At 66.0% G+C, this 15,871-nt stretch carries 14 protein-coding genes; 7 read left to right on the forward strand and 7 right to left on the reverse strand.

Going from position 1 to position 15,871, the window contains the following annotated elements; all coding sequences use genetic code 11:
- Nucleotides 1-68: 68 nt before the first annotated feature.
- Genes AC3B6C_RS02975 through AC3B6C_RS02990 form a run of 4 tightly spaced genes read right to left on the reverse strand, consistent with a single transcriptional unit; the run spans nt 69 to nt 3,226 of the window.
- Nucleotides 69-260, reverse strand: a complete 192-nt coding sequence (locus AC3B6C_RS02975) for a ferredoxin (protein WP_488374860.1) — start codon at nt 258-260, stop codon at nt 69-71.
- A gap of 3 nt (nt 261-263) precedes the next feature.
- Complete coding sequence (locus tag AC3B6C_RS02980; protein ID WP_488374861.1) at nt 264-1,460, reverse strand: cytochrome P450; 1,197 nt, start codon at nt 1,458-1,460, stop codon at nt 264-266.
- A gap of 13 nt (nt 1,461-1,473) precedes the next feature.
- Entirely contained in the window at nt 1,474-2,796 is a 1,323-nt protein-coding gene (locus AC3B6C_RS02985; protein WP_488374862.1) for a hypothetical protein, read from the reverse strand.
- A gap of 13 nt (nt 2,797-2,809) precedes the next feature.
- A complete protein-coding gene (locus AC3B6C_RS02990; RefSeq protein ID WP_488374863.1) occupies nt 2,810-3,226 on the reverse strand; it encodes a PEP-utilizing enzyme in 417 nt (138 codons plus the stop codon).
- A 166-nt stretch (nt 3,227-3,392) separates the two neighbouring features.
- Here AC3B6C_RS02990 and AC3B6C_RS02995 point away from each other — a divergent pair, with 166 nt between their 5' ends.
- Nucleotides 3,393-4,391 carry a helix-turn-helix transcriptional regulator gene (locus tag AC3B6C_RS02995; protein WP_488374864.1) on the forward strand — a complete coding sequence of 333 codons (999 nt, stop codon included), beginning with the start codon at nt 3,393-3,395 and terminating at the stop codon, nt 4,389-4,391.
- A 49-nt stretch (nt 4,392-4,440) separates the two neighbouring features.
- Here AC3B6C_RS02995 and AC3B6C_RS03000 read toward each other — a convergent pair whose 3' ends face one another.
- The 3 genes from AC3B6C_RS03000 to AC3B6C_RS03010 are packed head-to-tail and all read right to left on the reverse strand — an operon-like array spanning nt 4,441 to nt 8,604.
- Nucleotides 4,441-6,192: a PEP-utilizing enzyme gene (locus tag AC3B6C_RS03000; protein WP_488374865.1), complete on the reverse strand. Its 1,752-nt coding sequence runs from the start codon at nt 6,190-6,192 to the stop codon at nt 4,441-4,443.
- A gap of 42 nt (nt 6,193-6,234) precedes the next feature.
- Nucleotides 6,235-7,236, reverse strand: a complete 1,002-nt coding sequence (locus AC3B6C_RS03005) for a DUF7064 domain-containing protein (RefSeq protein WP_488374866.1) — start codon at nt 7,234-7,236, stop codon at nt 6,235-6,237.
- A 51-nt stretch (nt 7,237-7,287) separates the two neighbouring features.
- A complete protein-coding gene (locus AC3B6C_RS03010) occupies nt 7,288-8,604 on the reverse strand; it encodes a hypothetical protein (RefSeq protein WP_488374867.1) in 1,317 nt (438 codons plus the stop codon).
- Nucleotides 8,605-8,793: 189 nt separating this feature from the next.
- Between AC3B6C_RS03010 and AC3B6C_RS03015 the strand changes: the two genes are divergently transcribed.
- Genes AC3B6C_RS03015 through AC3B6C_RS03040 form a run of 6 tightly spaced genes read left to right on the forward strand, consistent with a single transcriptional unit; the run spans nt 8,794 to nt 15,864 of the window.
- The gene (locus AC3B6C_RS03015) at nt 8,794-10,404 is read left to right on the forward strand and encodes a pyruvate, phosphate dikinase (RefSeq protein WP_488374868.1); all 1,611 of its coding nucleotides are present in this window, start codon (nt 8,794-8,796) and stop codon (nt 10,402-10,404) included.
- A complete protein-coding gene (locus AC3B6C_RS03020; RefSeq protein ID WP_488374869.1) occupies nt 10,401-11,630 on the forward strand; it encodes an NAD(P)/FAD-dependent oxidoreductase in 1,230 nt (409 codons plus the stop codon). The genes AC3B6C_RS03015 and AC3B6C_RS03020 overlap by 4 nt, the downstream gene beginning before the upstream one ends.
- Before the next feature lie 23 nt (nt 11,631-11,653).
- The gene (locus AC3B6C_RS03025; protein WP_488374870.1) at nt 11,654-13,087 is read left to right on the forward strand and encodes an aldehyde dehydrogenase; all 1,434 of its coding nucleotides are present in this window, start codon (nt 11,654-11,656) and stop codon (nt 13,085-13,087) included.
- A gap of 24 nt (nt 13,088-13,111) precedes the next feature.
- A complete protein-coding gene (locus AC3B6C_RS03030) occupies nt 13,112-14,194 on the forward strand; it encodes a Zn-dependent alcohol dehydrogenase (protein ID WP_488374871.1) in 1,083 nt (360 codons plus the stop codon).
- A 58-nt stretch (nt 14,195-14,252) separates the two neighbouring features.
- The gene (locus AC3B6C_RS03035) at nt 14,253-15,230 is read left to right on the forward strand and encodes a DUF7064 domain-containing protein (protein WP_488374872.1); all 978 of its coding nucleotides are present in this window, start codon (nt 14,253-14,255) and stop codon (nt 15,228-15,230) included.
- Nucleotides 15,231-15,270: 40 nt separating this feature from the next.
- Nucleotides 15,271-15,864, forward strand: coding sequence for a MarR family transcriptional regulator (locus tag AC3B6C_RS03040; RefSeq protein WP_488374873.1), 594 nt, complete (start codon nt 15,271-15,273; stop codon nt 15,862-15,864).
- Nucleotides 15,865-15,871: the final 7 nt, after the last annotated feature.

Genomic DNA, 15,871 nt, shown 5'->3' on the forward strand with positions numbered 1-15,871 from the left:
CGGTGTCCAGACCATTGTAACCAGCGTTCCGTTATTTGGCCAGACCAAATAACCGAATGCCGTCCGTGTCAACCTTCGATCTTCAGTGCCCGCACGGGACAGCGGCGGACGGCTTGTTCGACCGCCTTGCGCTGGTCTTCACCAGGCGTCTCGTCGAGGACCTCGAGGTCACCGTCGTCGTCGATGGTGAACACATCGGGCGCGGCGTACTCGCATTGTCCGTGGCCCTCACACAGATCCCAGTCAACGAGAACCTTCATCGTCTACTCCTTTTCGACACGCACGTTCAGTCGCTTGAACGCGTGGAACTGATTGGTGTGCAGCCGATCCGGTGGCGACAGCGGGCGAATCCGCAGGCCGCGATCCAGGAGCTTGGTCAGGAAGGCGATCGCTTCCGCGCGCGCCAGGTGCGAACCCATGCACGCGTGAATTCCCCAGCCGAAGCCGACGTGCTCGTTGTCCTCGCGATCGATCTTCACGACGTCGGGATCGTCGAACACCGCCGGGTCGCGGTTGGCCGCCTGAAACCAGCAGACGACCTTGTCGCCGGCCTTGATCGTCTTGTCCCCCCACTCCACGTCGGTCGTCGCGGTCCGCCGCATGGCACGGATCGGCGTGATGTAGCGCAGCATCTCCTCGATGGCGGGACGCAGCAGCGAGCGATCGTCGACGAGTTTGTCCCACTGGTCGGGGAACTCGTCGAATGCCAGCACCATTCCGGTCAGCAGGTTGCGGGTGGTCTCATTGCCGGCGCCCACGAGGACGAAGTAGTACGCGGCCAGGTCATCCCAGGGAAGTGGCTCCCCATCCAGCTCGGCCTGCACCAGCTTGGACACGATGTCGTTGCGCGGATCGCGCCGCCGTTGCTCGCTCAACTCCTTGAAGTAGGCGAACATCTCGGCACGAGCGCGTTCCTTCTCATCAGGACGCACCATGTATTCGGGGTCATCGGACACCACCCGGTTGGTCCAGTCGAGGAGCAGTCCGCACTCCTCCAAAGGAACTCCCAGGACCTGGCCGAGGGCTTGGATGGGAAGCAGAGCCGAGGCCGAGTGGACGAACTCGACCTCTCCCCGTGCCTCGATGTCGTCGAGAATGGCGTCGACAGCACGGTCGATGACGTCCTGCCACTCCTTGATCTTCACCGCACGCAGGTGCGGGGCCGCCAGCTTGCGCAACTTGCCGTGTCGCGGCGGATCGGTGTTGTGGACGGTGCTGGTACCGCCCTCGACCTTCCGGCTCAGGATCTGGGTCCCGTCGCCGTTGATGAAGGTCGCCGGATCGGTGACGACACGGATGACGTCCTCGTACCGGGTGACCGACCAGAATCCGGGGCCGTCGGCCTCGTCGTTCCAGTGCAGCGGTTCGTGCTCGCGAAGTCGAGCGAGCATGGCGTTCTCGGTGCCGTCGATGAACGGTCCGAGGTCCATCAGGTCGATGGACTGCTGTTCGACAGTCATTCAGTCCTCACCGTCAGTTCGAGGAGACATGGGGGAAGCCGTTACCGAAAAGCAGTACCGGAGTGAGGATCTCGGCCGCACGCGCACTCGTCAGGGTCGGCCATGCCGCCTGCGCGTTCGGATGCATCTCGTCGAAACCCTCGGCGACGAACTTGTCCCAGAGGCCGACACGCGACGCGTGCGGTAGCAGGAACTCGCGCGTGTACACCATCACGCCGTCGCGGATCTTCTCCTCCGTCGACTTCTTGGCGAGGGTCTTGTACATCTCGAGAGTGCCCTTCTGGCACTGCTGGGAGATCCGACCCATCTCGGCGGCGTCGAGCACTCGGAGTTCTGCCATCGGAGTCGTCATCGTGTCGCGGGCGAAGACCACGCCGCTCTCGAGGTACTCGAGATAGTTCGACGGCTCGCTGAACGTCGTCTGGATCTCGTTCACGGTGGCCGAGACCTTGTCGGCGGAGAACACCATCACCTGGGTCACGCAGTACGGCAGCCCTTCGGCGACTCCGGCCCACGGATAGGCCGTCTCGTTCAAGAAGTGGTCACGCACGATCGCGAACTTGTTGCCCGGCAACGGGTACGGACCCGTATCAGCCATCCCGGCACGGCAGTCGTAATGCAGCATGAAGCCGAACAGCTCGGTCCGGGCATTGAACTGCCGGAATGCCTGAAGCGCCGCCGGATCATCGAGGGGTCGGACCTGATCGACGAGCGACTGCAGGACATCGGCCGCGAGAACCGGCACCCTGTACTCCCGGCCCGAGATGAACCCCGGTCCGTCGCCCCAGGTTCCGTGCTGGAGTCGGCGTCCGAACTGGATCAGTGTCTCGACGTCTTCTCGGCGACCGCCTGGCGTGTCCTGTTCGAGTTCGATACCGATACCCCGGCCGAGGATCGGGCACACCGAGGCCGCCCAGTTGCGCGTGACGTTGATCTTCGTGCCGATCTCACGGCTCGAGGTCTTCGCGAGGTCCAGGATGCCGTCCACACCGATCTCCTCGGTGAGCATCCTGATGAACTTCGGATAGTTGTTCCATTGCTGGACGAACGAGACGGTCTCGTACTCCTGGCGCGGGATCAGGCCGGACTCGCCCTCGGACGCCCGGCCGAGGATGAAATCCCAGAGATTCCAGGCCGCGTAGTCCAGCCAGCTGTTGATCTGCTCATCCTCGAGGGTCGTGAGGCGGACGTCGCTCGAGGTCGTGTCCATGAACGGGAGCTCGACACGCTTGCGCATCTGCCGGTCACCCTCGATCCCCTGTGGAACCTCGGCCTTGAACGCCTGGAGGAACGGGGTCGGGTCGAAAGCCGCCTCTGCGGGCTCGGTCGTCGACATCTCGGTTACCGCCTCACGCCGTTTCGTCGACCAGGAAGACCAGCCCGCTGTCTCCGGACGTGTCCAGCCGGACCGTGGTTCCGTCGGCCGGGATCGTCTCGTCGCGCGAGGTCTTGATGCCCTCGGTGAATTCGGTGGACATCACGCACGGGATACCGAACTCGCGCGAGAGAATCCCGAGGTGGCTCTCCGGCGCGCCCTGCAGGGTGATGAGCCCGGCGACCCCGGCCATGAGCGCCGGCGACATGAACGTCGTGGTCCCGCCGCGGGAGATCACCACTGTCGACTCCACGTCCGGTCCGTCGATGAAGTCCAGAACCTCTTCCGGCGAATCGAGGAACCGGATCTTGCCCGTTGCTCCGGAGGCGGAGGTGAACGCCTTGATGCCGGTGCCGATCTGCTTGCCGGTCACGGTGTTGCTGCTGGTCATTTCTGTTCCTCCTGCTAGTCAGGCCCCGGGGCCAACTGTTGGACCAATTGAGGAAATGATGTAGCGGATGTCACAATGACGTCAACCTGTTCGGTACGACTCACCGCGGAATTCCCCCTTTCGGGGTAGGCGCCGGTGTCGGAACCGCCAGGCCGGAGGAGACATCATGCAGTGGGACGAACTCGATCTGTCCGTGCAACGAGCCATCGAAGCGATCGACCAGGCGGCACGACACCTGTCGGTCAGCTCGGTCGGTGCCACCCGCGGTGTCACGACTGCCGAATCGGCGATGGAGGTCATCACCGCGCTCGAGGAGGTGTTGTCGGGTTCGTCGACTGACGCGCGCGACCGCACCGTGAGGCTGGACCTGCGCGCGGCCAGGACCGAGATCCTGGCGATGCAGGCCGCACGTCAACGATCGGTCATGTCGCAGATGACCCGTCAGATCGCCCGGATACGGTCGGCGCGCACGATCGACGACCTCGCCGACAGCGTCCCCTTCGAAGCGTCCGGACTCGGCTACGAACGTGTCATGTTCTCCTGGGTCGAGGACGAACGCTGGGTGCCGCGGAGCTCACACACGATGAGCGGGCCACGCGAATCCCGGGCGATGCTGTCCGCAGGCGGACCGCCCTATCAACCGGTCCGGGAGCTGATGGAGGTCGCGGTCGTTCGGAATCGACGCCCGATCCTTGTCCTCGACGCGTTGTCCAACCCGCGCACACACCCCAAGATCATGCCCATCTCGCAATCGGTCACCTACGTCGCCGCTCCGGTGGTCGCGCGCGACCGGGTCGCCGCGATGGTGCACGCGGATCGCAACATCGACACGGGGCTCAACGACGAATTCGATCGAGACCTGATCGCGCTGTTCTGCGAGAACGTCGGGGTGACGCTCGACCGCTTGATCGATGCCGCGTCGTCGACCCCCGGCGAGTTGCCGAGGGGACTACGTTCGGACTGGCTCGATTCGCTCACCAATCGTGAACGCGAAGTACTCCGGCTTCTCGCCTCCGGGCTCACCAACGCCCAGATCGGGGCACGGCTGTACATCAGCGAGGAGACGACGAAGACCCACGTCAAGAAGCTGATGCGCAAGATGGGCGTCTCGAACCGATCGCAGGCGGGAGCGATGCTCCACCACCTCGCCGACGAGGCCGTCTGACACCGGGCTGCCCGAGACCGGGGTCGGCCTCGGGCAGCGGTTGATGCGTCTAGAGGTGGATCATGCCTTCGTTGCTGGCCCAGAAGCGGCCCAGCAGTTCGAGCGCCCGGCCCTCTTCCACGATCGGGCCGTAACCCTGCGCAATCGTCTCGTCCAGGTCGTAGAAACCCTCCGCGAGCATCTGGTCCCAGATACCGGCCGCCTTGCCGATCGTGCCGACGAAGTCCGTGTAGTAGACGTGACTTCCAGCGAGCACCTTCTCTCGTTTCGACATGCCGGCGATACGCGGATACAGCGCCGCCGCGCCTTTTTCGGCACGGATCGCGATCGGCTCGAGTTCCTGCTCACCCAGCAACCGGATCTCACTCACCGGTGTGTCCTCACGCTCCCGGACATAGACCGCGTAGCCCGTCAGGTGCCGCAGGTAATTGGCCGGTTCGGTGAACATCGTGCCGATGTCGACGACCCTGCTGTCGATCGCCTGGTCGCCCTCGAAGAACATCACGAGCGTCACCGACCACGGCAGGTCGCCCACCGCGTCGGCCCACGGATAACCCGGATCGTTCAGGACGTGATCGCGCACCAGCGCCCACCCGCCATTCGGCAGCGGGTAAGGCCCCGTGTCGGCCACCCCGTTGCGGCAGTCGAAGTGGAGCAGGAACGACGCCAACTGTGTGCTGCCGTTGAAACGCTGAAACGCACGACGTGCCTGCGGGTCATCGGGCAGCACCGTCTTCTCGTCGATGAACCGGGTGACCCACTCGTCGTCCAGGAGCGGGGCGTGGTAGTTGCGTGCCGAGGTGAACATCGGCCCGTTGTCGTCCCACATCCCGCGGTAGAGACGGCGGGTGAACTGCATCGCGCCGGTCAGATCGTCAGCGCGGTCCCCCGGGGACTGGAGCCCGAGTTCGACCGCGATCGCCCGTCCCAATGCCGACGGGACCCCGGCCGCCCAGATGTGCAGCGGGTTGACCTTGGTCCCGATCTCGTGTCGGGCCTTCGCCCCGATCTCCCGCAGACCGTCGACACCGACCGCTTCGGTGATCATGCGGTGAAAGCGTGGATGCCGCTGCCACTGCATGAAGGTGCCCATCACCTCGTATTCCTGCCGGGGGATGAGGCCGGATTCGCCCTCACTGATCCGAGCGGCCAGGATGTCCCACAGGTTCCAGCCGTAGTAGTCCAGCAGATCGTTCGCCTCGGCGGTGGTGAGGTCGCGCACGAGGGACTCGTCGGTGAGGGTGAGCACATCGGTGGTGAGTTGCCCCGCCATGATCTCGTGCCCGGCGTTGCCACCCGGCACCCCGTTGCCGTTGGTCGGGATCGAGGCGCTCTCGTCGGCGACCTCGGCGTCGGTCGGACCGCTCGTCTCGGCGGCCGCGGACTCCTCTCCGAGGGCAAGCACGACGCCACGGGGCGGATCGGCGATGTCCAGGCGTACGACCGTGCCGTCGACCGGTACGACCTCACCGCGGTCGTTCGTCTCGCCGCTCGTGAACTGCACCGACATGATGCACGGGATGCCGTACTCCCGGGACACGATTCCCAGGTGACTCGACGGTGCGCCCTGAAGGGTCAGGATGCCCTTGGGCCCGGCGACCAGGGCAGGGGTCAGGAACGTCGTCGTTCCGCCTCGGGCGATCACGACACATTCGTCGACGTCGTCCCGCTCGACGAAATCCAGAACTGCTTCCGGCGAATCGAGCCAGACGGTGGGTCCCTCGATGAGGGCGGAATCCTCGATGACCGCCGTGCCCACCCCGACCGGGACGAACGTCAGCGAATCCTTGGCAGTCGTCATTGCAGCTTCTCCTTCGAATACAGAGTCATCCTGGGTCTTCCGTCATCTCGTCAGGGAGTCGTCGAGGACACCGACACCCCTGTTGGTGGCCAGAACCGCGCGCGCCTCATCTGAGTCGAACGATTCGGCCAACATCGCCTTCTGTTGCGCGACGAAGTCCGGGCGCCACCCCTCTTCGATGTGCATCCGACCCGGCCGGCCCGCCACCACGCACGGCCCGCCGGCGTCGTGCGACTGCAGACCACCCGCGGGCCATACCGCCAGGGCGTCACGGTGGTCGGCGACGATCTCGGTGGTCCGGTCCAACTCGTCGACCAGCACGAAGCGCGCAGCCGTGTACGAGTAGTGCCCCGGGTCGCGATCGATGTCGACGGTGACCGACTTGACCGGCGACTGTTCACCGTCGCGGTCCACGTACCCGAGTTGATAATGCCGGTCCAGCGCAGCGCCTTCGAGGAAGTTGATGGCGATGTCTGATCCGGCCTGCACGTTCACCCACCGGTACTGGTGGATTGCGGTCCAGTCGCGGCGGCCCCACGAGTGGTCGCGGTGGCCGGTGGTGTCGAACTCGATCGTCCGGTCCCCGATGGTCAGCGTCCCTTTCGCGAGCCCGCTCTGCTCCAGCCGGTTGTCGGCCAGCCACGACGGGCACCCGTCCGCGTTGTCGTGGTAGGTGAACGGGAGAGTCGTCGCCTCGAAGGAGTAGCGCAGGGCCACCCCGTCGTGCTCGAAGGTCACCAGCGCAGCCTTGTGATGGTCGCCGTGACGCACGGTCAGCGGCCCCACCGTCCAGTTGTCGAAGTCTGTGTCCCACGGCATCGGGACTCCCTCGGTGTGGAACTGGGCGATACGCTCGTTGTCCCGCCCGAAGACGAGCCCCATCGAGCCGGCAGTGCTCTCGCCGTCGACCCACGTGTAAGCGATCACCCCGATGTCCTCATCGGGCAGGAACAGGATGAAGATCAGACTCTCGCGCTCGAGCGGTGTGTTCTGCAGGGTGTGCCGCCGGTCGTCGCGGTCGGTCAATGTGTAGTCGTTCGGCATGGTTCTCCTTTGTCTGGGCGTGCGCGCACTCACCGCGCACCGTCGATGTCGTCAGGCGGGACGAATGCTGGGAAAGCCTGCGCCGGTGATGAACACCGGCCCCAACACGGCTGCGGCCTTGCCGTCGATCAGGTGCGGCCACGCCTTCTTGGTCAGTTCGGTCGGCGCGTCGAAGCCGCCTTGGCGGATGTCCTCCCACAGTCCTGCGCGTTGCGCGATGGGACGGATGAAGTCGTGGGAGTAGACGGTGATACCGTCCCAGATCTTCTCGTCGACGCTCTTCCTGGAGTACATCCGATAGAGATCCAGGACGCCCCGCTCCGCTTGCCTGGCAATCGAACTCATCTCCGCGCGATCGAGCACCCGCAGCTGTGACATAGGCGTCTCGGCGGTGTCGCGAGCGAACACGACGACGCTCTCAAGGCTGTCGAGATAGGTCGACGGCGTCGTGAAGGTCGTGCCGATGTCGTTGATCGTCACGTCGATCGAGTCGTCGCGGAAGATCATCACCTCGGTGACCGCGTAGGGCATCCCCTCGGCGACCGTCGCCCACGCATAGTTCGACTCGTGCAGGAAATGGACACGCACAAGCGCGAATCCGCCCCCGGGAAGTGGGTAGGGACCCGTGTCGCCCATGCCGAGCCGGTTGTCGTAGTGCAGCATGAAGCCGAACAGCTCGGTCGTGGCGTTGAAGCGACGGAAGGCGGCGCGATGGTCGGGATCTTCGAGCGACACCGCCTGCGCGAGAAGCGGATCGAGGACATCGCGATCCAGGTGCGGCAGCTTGAATCCTCGCCCGGACGAGAGACCCGGTCCGTCTCCCCAGGTCCCGTGCCACAGGCGTCGTCCGAACTGGATACAGGTCTCGATGTCCTCGCGATGTGCAGCCGGATCGACGAGGTCCAGGGTCACCCCGACCCCGCGGCCGAGAATCGCCATCAGGGCGCACGCGTAGTTGCGGAGATGGTTGACCTTGGTGCCGACCTCTCGCTTCGACACCGTGCCGAGCTCGACGAGTCCGTCGACGCCGATCTTCTCGGTGATCGCGCGCATCGCGTCGGGATAGATGTCCCACTGCTGGACGAACGACAGGCTTTCGTATTCCTGGCGGGGGATCAGTCCCGACTCCCCCTCCGTGGATCGCGACGCGATGAGTTCCCACAGGTTCCAGGCCATGTAGTCGAACCAGCTGTCGATCTGGTCGTCGTCGAGCTTGTCCGGCCGGATGTCGGCGGCAGTGGTGTCGACGAACGGGTGTGGATCCCGCTGCCGGAGGATCGCGTCTCCTTCCGGACCGCCCGGGATCTCGGCCATGAACTTCTCGATGAAAGCGGCGAAGTCGATTGCTTCGTCGGTCGTCTCGGTCATCTCGCTCCTTCTGAAAGGTCTGATCGTTCGCTGTGAATGACCATTCGCGTGATCACAGAGTGCGCCGACGGCATTGTGGAGCACATCCCTCGAAAGGGGGAAGTGTGCTCGTGGTCACTCTTGCGGCTTCCGGTGAGCGACATCCCGCGCTAGGTTCAGGTCAACGTGCAAACGGTCTGACCAAACCAGATGGAGGCGACGGTGACTGGTGTCTACCCCTTCGACCATGCCCATGATGTGCCTGCCCGCGACCTCGGCCACCTACTCGGGGGGAAGGGGGCCGGCCTGGCAGAGATGACCGCCGCGCTGGGATTCAACGTGCCGCCGGGATTCACCATCGCTGTCCCGGTATGCCGCGAGTACCTCGACAACGGCTGGCCCGCCGACCTGGACGCGGAGCTGAACGCGCACGTCGAGCGGCTCGGCGGGTTGATGGGACGACGCCTGGGCGATCCGGTCGACCCACTGCTGGTGGCGGTGCGAAGCGGCGCCCCCGTCTCGATGCCGGGCATGCTCGACACCGTCCTCGACCTGGGGATGAACGACGAGACCGTGGTCGGCCTGGCGCGATGCTCGGGGGACGATCACTTCGCCTGGGACAGTTACCGGCGTTTCCTGGAGATGTTCGCCGGCACGGTCATGGGGGTGGGTCACGGCTCGCTGACGGAGGCCCCCGCGGGGGCGACCACCGACCAGCTGAAGGCGCACGTCGCGCGCCTGAAAGAGGAGATCCTCGCCGCGACGGGACGTCCGGTCCCGAGCGACCCGGTCCAGCAGCTTCGCGAGGCCATCGAGGCGGTGTTCCGTTCGTGGGGCTCCGACCGGGCTCGTGCCTACCGCAGGCACGAGGGCATCGACGAGAACATCGGCACCGGGTGCAACGTGCAGGCGATGGTGTTCGGCAACCGCGGCACCGATTCGGGCACCGGGGTCGTCTTCACCCGTGACCCCTCCACCGGTGAGGCCACCCCGTTCGGGGACTACCTTCCCTGCGCGCAGGGCGAGGACGTGGTCGCGGGCAATTCTCGCACCAAGCCCCTGGTCTTCCTGGCCGAGCACCAGCCCGACGCGTACGACGATCTGCTGACGGCGCTCCGGAGGCTCGAAGTGCACTATCGCGACGTGTGCGACGTGGAGTTCACCGTGGAGAACGGCAAACTCTGGCTTCTGCAGACCCGCATCGGCAAGCGCGGAGCGGTAGCCGCCGTGCGGATCGCCGTCGATCTGGCTGATGATCCGGAGATCGCTCTCAGTCCGTCCGAGGTTCTCGCCCGGGTGCCCGAATCGCTTCGAGCCCGTGCACGCGCCGAGGTGGCCGCCGAGGCTCACCGACCCGAGGAGGGCGTCACGCTGCTGACCGCGGGACTCGGCGCATCTCCCGGACGGGTCTCCGGACGGGTCGTGCTCACCGCGGACGACGCGATGTGTGCCGACGACGACGTCATCCTCGTCCGCACCAGCACGAGTCCCGAGGACGTCGCGGGCATGTCGGCGTCGGTGGGGATTCTCACCACGCGCGGTGGACTCGTCAGCCACGCCGCGGTCGTCGCCCGCGGCTGGGGTGTCCCGGCCGTCGTCGGAGCGGACAGCCTCACGATCACCGGCGACGAGATCCGATCGGACGACGGCCTCAGCGTCCGTGCCGGCGACGTCATCACCATCGACGGCGCGGCCGGATGCGTATGGATCGGCGCCGTCTCGGGATCACTGCAGGAAGCCGAAAGCGCTGTCGCCGAACGTCTGCCGCAGCTTCTCCGCATAGAGGACTGGGCGCGGGAACAGGAGGTGACCCCCGCATGACCGGTGGACAGCCCGAACACGTCGTCGTCGTCGGCGCCTCCCTTGCCGGGCTCCGGGCCGTTCAGACGGCCCGTGAAGTCGGGTTCACCGGCGAGCTCACTCTGATCGGCGACGAGATCCACCTGCCCTACGACCGTCCCCCGCTGTCGAAGGATTATCTCGAGGCGGGTCCACTGACCACCGCGCACGAGTTCCCCGATACCGAGGACCTCGCCGAGACGCTGGCACTCGATCTCAGGATCGGCACTCGTGCAACCGGTCTCGACCCAGACGGCCGCGAAGTCCACACGAGCGACGGCCCCATCGGTTTCGATGCCCTGCTGATCGCCACCGGTGTCCGCGCCCGGCGACTTCCCGGAACCGAGCATCTGGCAGGGGTGCACGTTCTGCGCGACCTCGACGACGCGCGCGCCATCCGGGACGGATTCGACTCCGGCGCCAGAGTCGTCGTCATCGGCGCCGGCTTCATCGGCGCCGAGGTCGCCTCGGCCGCGGTGAAACGCGGGCTCGAGCCGATCATCCTCGAGGCAGCGCCGACACCGCTGGTCCGTGCGGTCGGCGAGGCCGGCGGCAGCGGACTGGCGAGAATGCACGCGCGTCACGGGGTGGATCTCCGCTGCGGAGTCGCGGTCGCCGAACTCGTCGGAGACCAGCGCGTGGAGGCCGTTCGCCTGGCCGACGGCACGCAGATCCCGGCCGACCTCGTGGTCGTCGGTATCGGTGCCGACCCGGCGACGGACTGGCTGGCCAGCTCCGGGTTGCGGATCGACAACGGAGTGGTCTGCGACGAGACATTGCGTGCACACGAACACGTGTGGGCTGCAGGCGATGTGGCACGCTGGACCAATCCGCTGTTCGACGCGCCGATGCGGCTCGAGCACTGGACGAACGCCGGCGAACAGGCCGTCCACGCCATGGAGAACCTGCTGGCCCCGGCGGACGCCTCCGCCTATCAGCACGTGCCGTACTTCTGGTCGGATTGGTACGGACACCGAATCCAGTTCGCGGGACTCCCTGTCGGCGAACCCCACATCGTCAGCGGTGATTGGGATTCCGACGACCTCGTCGCCCTGTATCGCGACGGCGATCGACTGATCGGGGCCCTCGCCGTCAACCGTCGCGGCGACATCATGAAGTACCGCGTGCAGATCTCCCGCCGTGGAAGCTGGGATGCGGCCATGGCTTTCGCCGCCAAGCGCAATGCAGCGGCCGCGGCGAGCGCCTGAACAGTCTACGGAAGAGCGAGAACATGGATGTTCACGACGACGTCTTCATCGGTGGCCGATGGGTTCGGTCGAACTCGGCCGCGCGCACCGAGGTGGTCAACCCGGCGACCGAAGAAGTGTGGGCCTCGGTCCCTGACGGTGACGAGCACGACGTGGATCGAGCCGTCCGGGCCGCCCGGAGTGCGTTCCCCGCCTGGTCTGCCACCAGCCCGGCGGACCGGGCTGCGGTCCTGCGCCGGCTGGCAGACGAGCTCGACGCCCGCGCAGTGGCGATCTCGCAGATCATCACCACCGAGAACGGCACCCCGATCGCGGAGAGCGGAGCAGCGCCGTCGCACAGCGCGGCGCATCTCCGGCTGACCGCCGAACTCGCCGCCACGCTCGACGCCGTGGATGACCGGCCGAACCCGATGGCCCCCGGTCATACCGTCGTGCGTCGTGTCCCGGTGGGCGTGGCCGGACTGATCACACCGTGGAACTTCCCGCTCGGCCTGATCATCATCAAACTCGGTCCGGCACTGCTGGCGGGTTGCACCGTGGTGATCAAACCGGCCCCCGAGACACCGATGGCCATGCGCGCGCTGATGGAAGCTGTTGCGGCAGCCGGCCTTCCTGAGGGCGTCGTCAATCTTGTGACCGGTTCCACGGCGGCAGGTACCGCGCTGGTCGGGCATCCCGACGTGGACAAGATCTCGTTCACGGGGTCGACCGATGTGGGGCGTGTCATCGCCCGTACGTGCGGCGAGCGCCTACGACCGGTGACCCTCGAACTCGGCGGCAAGTCGCCGGCGATCGTCCTCGACGACTTCGACCGCGATGTGTTCACCCGCAACCTGTTGCGGGTGTCCATGCGCAACACCGGTCAGACCTGTAAGGCGTGCACGCGCCTGCTGGTTCCCGCGGACCGGCACGACGAGATCGCCGCTCTGGCCGGCGAGATCGTGTCAGCGGCGCCGATGGGTGACCCGTTCGATCCGGCCACGTTCTTCGGTCCGGTTGTCTCGGCTCGACAGCGCGATCGGGTCGCGGGCTATCTGAGCGCCGGTCACGCCGAGGGCGCCAAGGCGGTGACCGGTGGCGACGTGTCCACCCGCTTCGACCGGGGCTTCTACATCGAACCCACCGTCTTCTCCCATGTCACCCCGCAGATGACGATCGCGCGTGAAGAGATCTTCGGACCGGTTCTGTCGGTGATTCCCTACCGTGACATCGACGACGCCGTGGCGATCGCCAACGATTCGCCATATGGACTGGCCGCCACCGTGTTCGGCACCGACGAAACACGTGCGACCGCCGTGGCCGAACGACTCGCGACGGGGAACGTCGGTATCAACCACTACGGCTCGAATGCGGCAGCGCCCTTCGGTGGTCACAAGGACAGCGGGTTGGGTACCGAGTTCGCCGCCGAGGGCCTGGCCGCCTACCTGCAGTTCACCTCGATCCACTACCAATCCTGAACTTCTCGAGAAAAGAGAGACGCAATGAGAGCAGCGGTCATGTGGGGCCCCGGCAAGCCGTTCGAGGTCCAGGAGATCGAGATCGCCGATCCCGCCCCGGGCCAGGTTGCGGTCGACCTCCACAGCTGCGGGGTGTGTGCGTCGGACCTCTCCTTGACGACTGCGTTCGGGCAGCCCACCCCCGTCGTACTCGGGCACGAGGGCGCCGGGATCGTGACGGCCGTGGGTGCGGGCGTCGACTCCGTCGAGGTGGGCACTCATGTTGTGCTGGTGTGGGTTCCACCGTGCGGCAAGTGTGCGCCGTGCCGCCGCGGCGACGACTACTTGTGCGCCAACCGGCGCTCGTCGGCGGACAAGCGTGCGGGCAAGGGTGCGGCCTGGGCGTCTCCGCTCAGCGTCGGCGGAACCGAGATCCATCAGGGCATGGCCACCTCGACCTTCGCCCAGCGGACCGTCGTACCGGCAAACGCCGTTGTCCGCATCGACGATGACGTTCCGTTCCCCGTCGCCGCGATGATGGGTTGTGCCGTTCCGACCGGCGTCGGCGCGGCGCTCCGGAGCGCCCGCGTCCAACCGGGCGACAACGTTGCCGTGGTCGGTTGTGGCGCAGTCGGACTCAACGCGGTCATGGGAGCGGTGGTCGCCGGCGCGGCGCGTGTGATCGCCATCGACCCGATGCCGGAGCGGCAGGCTCTGGCGAAGGAGGTCGGGGCCACCGAGGGGATCGACCCCGACCGGCTCGACGAGCTCAGCGGCCTCGACGTGGTCATCGACGCCGTCGGGTCCCCGGCGACGGTGAGCAGCGCGTGGAAGGCTGTCCGCCGAGGAGGCACCGTGACCGTGGTCGGTGCCGGGCGCCCGAATCAGGTCGTGGAGATCAATGCCTACGAACTCTTCCACGACGACAAGAAGCTCACCGGTAGTTTTCACGGCGGCATCAGCATGCACCGGGACCTGCCGATGCTCGTGGGGCTGTGGCGCACCGGTCGTCTACCGGTGGAGAAACTGATCACCGCAACCGCAGACCTGTCCGAGATCAATGAGGTGGTCGAGGCACAACAGAGTGGCCGGGCACTACGGGTCGTGCTCACGCCCCAACCGCGATGAACGCAGCCCCGATGAACACAGCCTTGACGAACGTCCGCCGGTAGACGAGAGGAATCACATGGGAATCAACCTGCTCGACAACGGCGCCGAGCGCCGACACATCTTCTTCGACGCCGACGCCCACCCCGATGTCCGCGAGTCGCTCGCGTACCTCGTCCCGATCCCGTCCGCTCAACTGGGCGTCATCTTCTACACGTGGGTGCACGCGAACGGGCCCGACGGCCAGGGCCGCGCGGGGTCGGCATTGATCGTCTTCGGTCCCGGAGTGGGCGATCCGATCTTCGAAGTCCACGACAACATCGGTGTGCCGGACTCGATGACCTTCGACGACTGGCAGGTCGGCCCGGGACGTCTGACCCTGTCCGACGACATGATGAAGTCGACGATCGCGTTCCGGGGCGAACGTGTGGCGGTCGACTACGAATGGACAGGGCTCAACCCGTCCTTTGGTTTCGCGGCCAACCGCAACGGTTGTCCGCAGTGGCTGGCCTGGGACCGCACCGAACAGGGTGGCCACGTCGTGGGCACGCTCACCATCGACGGGGTCGAGCACAAGCTGGCCGGAAACGCACACCGCGATCATTCCTGGGGTATGCGCGACTGGGGCGGCGCGACGCACTGGAAGTGGTGGAACATCCTCACCGACGGCGACACCGCCATCCACGCCATGGAACTCCAGTACTTCGGCAAGACCACTCTGCATGGCTACGTCCAGAAGGACGGGGTGATCGCCACGATCACCGACATGGACGCGGACATGACCTTCGACGAGCGGTTCGTGCACACCGAAGTCCGCGCCACGATCCACGATGACGAGGGCCGCACCACGGAGGTCACCTGCCGTCAGGGCGCAGATCTGCAGTGGCCGGTCAGTCCTCGGCTCTGGATCCACGAGGCGGCGATGTACACCACGGTCGACGGCGTGGACGGCGTCGGATACATCGAATGTGCATGGCCGCCGGAGTACATCGCACACCACCGCACCGACGGGGTCGGTGTCGGCGAGCGCAACGCGCTCACCCTCGACCGCGACTGACCGACCGAGCATCGACCCGGAATACCGGAGAGGAATCTTCATGAGTTACAACGAGAACGACGAGTTCGAGGTCCTGCACGCGCTCCGCATCAAGGGCATGACCCAACCCGAGGAGATCGCCGAGTCGACCGGCCTCGAGGTCGATCTGGTCACCGACATCCTCGGCGCGGCAGTCGAGAACGAGCGCGCCCGCCACCGAACCGGTGGAAGGGTGCAGGGTTATATGCTCACCGCCGCCGGCCGTGAGCGTCATCAGTCCCTGCGAACGGACAATGTTCCCGACGATCTCACCGAGCTCAGTGCCACCTACGAGGCGTTTCTCGGACCGAACCGTGGTTTCAAGGCACTGACCACCAAGTGGCAGACCGAGGCGGACGGGGACATCACGGTCGTGCTGCCCGACTTGAAGGCTTTGAACGCCAACGTCGATGAGGTTCTCGACCTGGCGGCGAAGGCGATTCCCCGAATGGCGACCTACAAGGCCCGGTTCGAACGTGCCCTGGGAGCATTCGAGACCGGTGACACCGCCGCGCTGGCTCGTCCGATGTCGGGGTCGTACCACGATGTCTGGATGGAGTTGCACGAGGATCTGATCCAGATCCTCGGGCGCGAGCGCACTGACGCCGACGAGTGACCGCCCT

The sequence above is a fragment of the Gordonia sp. 11cp genome (assembly GCF_057767225.1).